Below are 6287 nucleotides of genomic sequence, written 5' to 3'. Positions count from 1 at the left end.
ATCCGGGACATCGTCAGCGCCCCGACCATCGTGCACAGGGCGACCAAAGCGCGGCCCCTGGCAGCGTCCGGCCCAGTCTTGCCGCACTCCGCAGCCGCGAATGGCGCCCAATTGGTCGGCGACACGGCCGAAGACGATGCCCGGGTGTGCAGTCCCAGGCATGAAGATCAGATGCGGAAGCGGCCACCGAAGCCTGCGCCCGGGGCCGCCTGATGAGACGAGGGTGATCTGGGCCGGGGCTCGCGCCCAGCCGAAAACCGCCGCGAGCTCGCGACCCTTCGGGGTCGACCAGTCGAGCGTCAGCTGGGAGACGATCTGGTACACGGTTGTGATAGCGGCACCGTGCTGCTCCATCCGGCGCAAGACGAGGTCATGTCCGGTCTTCGTCATTGACGCCGATGCGTCTGCGGCCACCTGGACGTCGTAGCCCTCGTCCAGCATCTGCAGCACGGGGAAGGTCACGCAGATTTCGGTCGTGACGCCGGCGACGATCAGCTTCTTGCGGCCCATCGCCTTGACCGCTTTGTTGAAGCCGTCGTGGTGCATGGCGTTGACAATCCCGGGACGCTTGATACGCGCGGCGAACGCTTCCGGGAGAATCTGTTCAAATTCGGGCCAGGGCAGGCCCCGGAATTGATCTTCCATACTCGACGTCAAAACCACCGGGATGTTCAAGGCCCTCGCGATTTTCGCGAGCTTGAGCGAAGCGTCCCTCATCGTGTTGAGGTCGTGAGAGTGCGTGAGGGTGATCGTACCGACCTGATGATCGATCAGCACAATGGCCGCATTGTCAGTCGATCCGCGGCTCCAATGTCGGCACCCGCCAGGACCTGCAGGAGGCGGTGGATTTCGCGGCCCGCGGCCTGGTCGCGGCGACGGTCGAGACGGTGCCGTTCGACCAGGTGAACGAGGCTCTTGCCCGACTGCGCCGGGGAGAGGTCCTGGGACGGCTGGTGCTGGATTTCGGCCGATAGGCCAGCCTGTCCGTTGTGCGATCCGGAGGCTCTCCCGATCGTGGTCTCCGATCGGCCGTCCTCGCGGCTAGGCCCCTTCCGGGAGATCCGCGAGGAGGCGGACGAACAGGCGACCGCTCGGTGACAGCGGCCGGTCGACGGCCCAGATCAGCGAGAACTGGGTCGTGTAGCGGAACGCCTCCGCGCCGCCGACCTCCCGCAGCCGGTACATCGGCGTCAGCATCTCGGCATAATGCGTCGGCAGGAAGCCGACGAAGCCGCCGCCGGCGACCATCGTGGCCACCGCCTCCAGGCCGAAGGCGACCGCGATGCGCTTCAGGTCCAGATGGCGGGCCAGGGTCTGCGTGCGCCGGTCGTTGGTCCGGGTCACCAGGGCGAAGCCGCCGCCGTTCAGCTCGGCGAGGCCGGGCGGCGGCTGCACATCCGCCGCGATGTAGAGACGGAACTCCTCGGTGAAGAGCGAACGGTAGTCGAGCCTGGGGTTGCCGGCCGGCTGGCCGCTGACGGCGAGATGCAGGCGCCGCTCCGAGATGCCCTCGACCAGCTCGTCCGGCAGGCCGATCGACAGGTTCAGCGTCACGTCGGGCGCGATCTCGCGGAAGCGGGCCAGGGCGCCGACCAGCCGGCAGCGTGGGTTGGACAGGCAGTTGTCGGCGATGCCGATGCGCAGCTCTCCGGTCAGGATGTTGCGGGCGAGGTTGAGCTCGTGCCGCACCGTCTCCAGCGCGTCGCAGGCGGCGATGGCGGCCTGGAGCGCGCTCGCGCCGAAGGCGGTCAGTTCGAACCCCGCCGGGCCGCGGAAGCACAGCCGGGCGCCGAGCCGGGTCTCCAGCGCCTGCAGGTGGCGGCTGATCGTCGACCGCTCCATGCCAAGCGGCCGTTCGGCAGCGGTGAGGCCGCCGGCCTCCGCCACCGCGCGGAAAATGCGCAGGAGCCGGAGGTCCGCCTCGCTGATCGGCGGCACGGGCGCGTGCGTCAGCTGGTCCATGTTGCATCCCCTACAAGCACGGTTTCGTCGACCGTCATCCTCGGCGCGCCCGATCGGTGCCTAAGCTTCGGCATCCCAGTAACGACCGGGCGGATGCTCAATTGCCGAGCAGTTGCCGAAACAACCGGCACCATCCGCCGCCAGTATTCGGAGGATTCATGGCGTTGCCGCTGACCGTACCGCCTTCCTTGAAGCATCAGAGCTTCCTCTGGTCTCCGATCTGCACCGATCTCGACCGGCTCGACGCGCATGTCGCGATCCTCGGCATCCCCTTCGGCAGCGCCTACGACGCCGCGGCCATCACCAACGACCAGACCAAGGCGCCGGACGCGGTGCGGGCAGCGACGGACCGGGTCTGCCGCAGCCTGGAACGCTACGACTTCGACGTCGGCGGCCCGATCTATGGCGGCCGGGCGCTGAAGGTGGTCGATGTCGGCAATGTGCCGGCCGACATGACCGATCTCCGCAGCCACTACCGCCGCGCCGAGGAGGCGGTACGCAAGATCCTTGCCGCGGGCGCCATGCCGATCACGATCGGCGGCGATCACGGCATTCCGATCCCGATCCTGCGGGCCTTCGAGGGGCGGGGGCCGATCACGCTGATCCAGGTCGATGCGCATATCGACTGGCGGGACGATGTGAACGGCGTGCGCGACGGCCTGTCGAGCCCGATCCGGCGGGCGTCGGAGATGGCCCATATCGGCGAGATCTTCCAGATCGGCATCCGCGCCCAGGGCAGCGCCCGGCCCGAGGAGGTCGATGCGGCGGCCGCCTACGGCTCGAACATCATCCCGGCCTTCGAGGTGCATGACGGTGGCATGGACGCCGTGCTCGATCGCATCCCGGATGGCGGCCAGTACTACATCACCATCGACGCCGACGGCCTGGACCCCAGCGTCATGCCGGCGGTCGAAGGGCCGGCGCCAGGCGGCTTGACCTTCCACCAGGTGCGCAAGCTGATCCATGGCCTGGTGCGCAAGGGCCGAGTGCTCGGCATGGACATCGTCGAGATCACGCCGTCCATCGACGTGAACATGATCACGTCGATCGCCGCCGGACGACTGATCGTCAACCTGATCGGCGCCGCGGTGCGGGCCAACTACTTCGACGCGCCGCCGGCCTGAGGCGGCGCCTGTTCCCAGCACAAAAAAACCAAACACAACAGAGAGGCGCTGCCATGTCGTGGATCAACCGCAGGGTGTTGGGTCTTCTCGCAGGCGCTGCCTGCATGGGCCTCCTTGTCCTCCAGCCGGCCTTCGCCGAGACGACGCTCGAGAAGATCAAGCGGACGGGCGAGCTCACCGTCGGCACCGAGGCCGCCTTTCCGCCGTTCGAATTCGTGCAGGACGGCAAGATCGTCGGCTATGGCCCCGACATCCTGGCCGAGGTGGTGAAGGGCCTCGGCGTCACCAAGCTGAATCAGCTCGACCTGCCCTGGCAGGGCATCCTGCCGGGCGTGCTCGCCGGCAAGTTCGACTTCGTGGCCACCACCGTCGGCATCAACGAGGAGCGCGCCAAGCGCTACGCCTACACGCTGCCGATCGCCGACGGCATTCCCTATGCGCTGAAGCGCAAGGGCGACCCGATGGCGGCGGTCGAAGACCTGAACGGCAAGGTGGTGGCGACCCAGCTGGCGTCGTCGACCGAGCCGGTGGCCCGGGCCGTCGATGCCAAGCTCAAGGCCGCCGGCGGCACCGGCTTCAAGGAGCTGAAGCTGTTCACGGCCTTTCCCGAAAGCTATGTGGCGCTGGCCAATGGCGACGTGGATGCGGTGATCCAGTCGCTGCCCAGCCTGGCCGTGCTGGTGAAGGAACGGCCTGACGTTTTCGACCTGGCGATGCCGACCCCGGTCGATGGCGGCTACACCTTCCTCGCCTGGGTGACTCGGCCCGACGACAAGGATCTGCGCGACGCCATCTCCGCCATCATCCGCACGATGCGCGACGACGGCCGCCTCGGCGCGCTGCAGAGGAAATGGTTCGGCTTCGAGATGAAGATCCCGGACAGCGGCTATCTCCCGCCCGACGCGATGTGAGCCCGGGCGCCGGCGCGGCCGTCGCCGCAGGCAGGCGCGCCGGCCCCCGAATTGCGGTCCGATCCGAGAGAGGCGCTGGACGATGGGCTTCAAGCTCGACCACCTCATGTCGATCCTGCCGGGGCTGGCCAATGCGGCGCTGGTGAACATCCGCCTGGCCGCCGTGATCATGCTGCTCGCCCTGTTGCTGGGCACGGCGCTGACCATCCTGCGCTCGCTCAAGATCGCGGCGGTGAACATCGCCGTCGCCATCCTCATCAGCTTCGTGCGCGGCACGCCGTTGCTGATCCAGATCTTCATCGCCTATTACGTGCTGCCGGCGATCGGCCTCGATCTCTCGCCCGAGGTCGCCGGCGTGTCCGCCATCGCCTTCAACAGCATGGTGTTCGTCAGCGAGAGCATGCGCGGCGGCCTGGCGGCCATCGACGGCGGCCCGATCGAGGCGGCCACCGCGCTCGGCCTGCCGCCGCGGATCATCTGGTTCAAGGTGGTGCTGCGGCAGCTGTTCCGCCGCATCGTGCCGGTGCTGATCAACGAGGCGACGATCGTGGTGAAGGGCACCGCCCTCCTGTCCGTCATCACCGTCGTCGACGTGCTGCGCACGGCGCAGCAGATCGCCAGCGCGAGCTACCGGCCGTTCGAGACGCTGGTCGGCGCGGCGCTGGTGTTCCTGGTCATCAACCTCGCCATCAGCCTCGCCGGCCGGGTCGCCGAGGCCCGCTTCGCCCTGACGCGGGCCTGAGGCATGCATTTCGACCCCACCATCCTGGCCGGCTACTGGCCGATCCTGCTGGACGGCGCCTGGCTCACCATCCGCCTGTCTGCCGTGGCCTTCGTCGCCGGCTACGCCATCGGCATCCTGGTCGCCCTGATGGCGCTGATGCCCGGCCGGCTGCCTCGCCTCGTCGCCGGCGTCTATATCGAGGTGCTGCGCAGCATCCCGTTCATCATCATCCTGTTCGTCGTCTATTATGGCCTGCCGTTCTCCGGCATCCGGCTGCCGGCGACGCTGGTCGGCACCACGGCGCTCGCGCTGTTCGCCAGCGCCTATTACGCCGAGATCGTGCGGGCCGCGATCCTGGCGCTGCCGCGCGGCCAGTTCGAGAGCGCGCGGGCGATCGGCATGTCGCCGGCCCGGGCGATGCGCCATGTGGTGGCGCCGCAGATCCTGCGCCCGCTGGTGCCGCCCTCCACCAACATGACGCTGACGATGATGAAGGAATCCGCGGTGCTCTCCTCGATCACCGTGCCGGAGCTGACCTATCAGAGCCTCGTGGTGCAGGGGAACACCTTCGCGCCCTTCGAAGTGTTCGCCGCGGTGGCCGGGATCTACTGGCTGATCGCGATCGTGATCGCGGCGCTGGCAGCGGGGTTGGAGCGCCGGGTCGACGCGCCGCAGGCGGCCAGGGTCTCGGGCAGCCCGATTGCGGCGCGCTACCTGTCGCTTTCGGCGCGGCGGCCGCCATGAGCACGGCGCCCGCCCTCAACGTCTCGGCCCTGACCAAGCGCTTCCCGGGTGCGACCGCGCTCGACGACGTCTATCTCGACATCGCGGAAGGCGAGATCGTCGCCCTGATCGGGCCGAGCGGCTGCGGCAAGAGCACGCTGCTGCGCTGCCTGACCTGGCTGGAACAGCCGGATGACGGCTTCATCGCGGTGGCGGGGCGGCCGTTCGGCCGCGAGATCGGCCGCGACGGCACGATCCGGCGCCAGACGCGGCGCGAGATCGACGCGCTGCGCCCGAAGATCGGCCTGGTGTTCCAGCAGCTCAACCTGTGGCCGCACATGACCGCGCTGGAGAATGTGGTGCGGCCGCAGATGGTGGTGCTGGGCCGGCCGCGGGCCGAAGCGACGCGCCGGGCCGAAGAGCTGCTCGGCCAGCTCGGCCTCGCCGACCGTGCCGGGCGCCATCCGCACGCGCTGTCCGGCGGACAGCGGCAGCGCGTCGCCATCGCCCGCGCGCTGGCGATGGAGCCGGCGCTGATGCTGTTCGACGAGCCGACCTCGGCCCTCGACCCCGAACTCGTCGGCGAGGTGCTCGGCGTGCTGCGCGCGCTCGCCGCCGGCGGCATGACCATGCTGGTGGTGACCCATGAGATCGGCTTCGCCGCCAATGTCGCCGACCGCATCGCCTTCATGGACCGCGGCCGCATCATCGAGGAGGGGCCGGCCCGCGACCTCATCGCGGCGCCCAAGTCGCCACGGCTGCGCAGCTTTCTCGACCTCGTGCTGTCGCACCGGCTTCCCGGCGCGGCCGCTCCCGATCCCGCCATCCTCAAGACGGAGTAGG

General features: G+C 68.8%; 8 protein-coding genes. 6 read left to right on the top strand and 2 right to left on the bottom strand.

Translation table 11 applies throughout. The features are described 5' to 3' along the window. On the bottom strand, positions 1 to 777 hold a 777-nt coding region (locus E9232_RS35065), incomplete at its 3' end, for an isochorismatase family protein (RefSeq protein ID WP_309802070.1). A 20-nt stretch (positions 778 to 797) separates the two neighbouring features. Here E9232_RS35065 and E9232_RS35060 point away from each other — a divergent pair. Next, positions 798 to 974 carry a zinc-binding dehydrogenase gene (locus E9232_RS35060; RefSeq protein WP_309802071.1) on the top strand — a complete coding sequence of 59 codons (177 nt, stop codon included), beginning with the start codon at positions 798 to 800 and terminating at the stop codon, positions 972 to 974. 67 nt (positions 975 to 1041) lie between these two features. On the opposite strand, the gene E9232_RS35055 is transcribed toward E9232_RS35060, so the two are convergent. Beyond that, the gene (locus E9232_RS35055) at positions 1042 to 1962 is read right to left on the bottom strand and encodes a LysR family transcriptional regulator (RefSeq protein ID WP_309802069.1); all 921 of its coding nucleotides are present in this window, start codon (positions 1960 to 1962) and stop codon (positions 1042 to 1044) included. A 158-nt stretch (positions 1963 to 2120) separates the two neighbouring features. On the opposite strand from E9232_RS35055, the gene E9232_RS35050 reads away from it, so the two are divergent. The 5 genes from E9232_RS35050 (at position 2121) to E9232_RS35030 (ending at position 6286) form a co-directional block, all read left to right on the top strand. Beyond that, positions 2121 to 3086: an agmatinase gene (locus E9232_RS35050; RefSeq protein ID WP_309802068.1), complete on the top strand. Its 966-nt coding sequence runs from the start codon at positions 2121 to 2123 to the stop codon at positions 3084 to 3086. Positions 3087 to 3190: 104 nt separating this feature from the next. Further along, positions 3191 to 3997, top strand: a complete 807-nt coding sequence (locus tag E9232_RS35045; RefSeq protein ID WP_309802065.1) for a transporter substrate-binding domain-containing protein — start codon at positions 3191 to 3193, stop codon at positions 3995 to 3997. 82 nt (positions 3998 to 4079) lie between these two features. Further along, a complete protein-coding gene (locus tag E9232_RS35040) occupies positions 4080 to 4739 on the top strand; it encodes an amino acid ABC transporter permease (protein ID WP_309802063.1) in 660 nt (219 codons plus the stop codon). Between the two features lie 3 nt (positions 4740 to 4742). After that, positions 4743 to 5465: an amino acid ABC transporter permease gene (locus E9232_RS35035; protein ID WP_309802062.1), complete on the top strand. Its 723-nt coding sequence runs from the start codon at positions 4743 to 4745 to the stop codon at positions 5463 to 5465. After that, the gene (locus tag E9232_RS35030; protein ID WP_309802061.1) at positions 5462 to 6286 is read left to right on the top strand and encodes an amino acid ABC transporter ATP-binding protein; all 825 of its coding nucleotides are present in this window, start codon (positions 5462 to 5464) and stop codon (positions 6284 to 6286) included. Before E9232_RS35035 ends, E9232_RS35030 begins: the two co-directional genes overlap by 4 nt. The last annotated feature ends 1 nt before the right edge of the window (position 6287 follow it).

This window comes from Inquilinus ginsengisoli (genome assembly GCF_031453975.1).
In the GTDB taxonomy this organism is placed as follows: domain Bacteria; phylum Pseudomonadota; class Alphaproteobacteria; order DSM-16000; family Inquilinaceae; genus Inquilinus; species Inquilinus ginsengisoli_A.
This window is presented reverse-complemented; position numbering and strand designations above follow the sequence as displayed.

Excerpts from the sequence above, each read along its gene's own strand:
- E9232_RS35055 (WP_309802069.1), bottom strand. The coding sequence starts at position 1,962 with ATGGACCAGCTGACGCACGCGCCCGTGCCGCCGATCAGCGAGGCGGAC.
- E9232_RS35050 (WP_309802068.1), top strand. The coding sequence starts at position 2,121 with ATGGCGTTGCCGCTGACCGTACCGCCTTCCTTGAAGCATCAGAGCTTC.
- E9232_RS35045 (WP_309802065.1), top strand. The coding sequence starts at position 3,191 with ATGGGCCTCCTTGTCCTCCAGCCGGCCTTCGCCGAGACGACGCTCGAG.
- E9232_RS35040 (WP_309802063.1), top strand. The coding sequence starts at position 4,080 with ATGGGCTTCAAGCTCGACCACCTCATGTCGATCCTGCCGGGGCTGGCC.
- E9232_RS35035 (WP_309802062.1), top strand. The coding sequence starts at position 4,743 with ATGCATTTCGACCCCACCATCCTGGCCGGCTACTGGCCGATCCTGCTG.
- E9232_RS35030 (WP_309802061.1), top strand. The coding sequence starts at position 5,462 with ATGAGCACGGCGCCCGCCCTCAACGTCTCGGCCCTGACCAAGCGCTTC.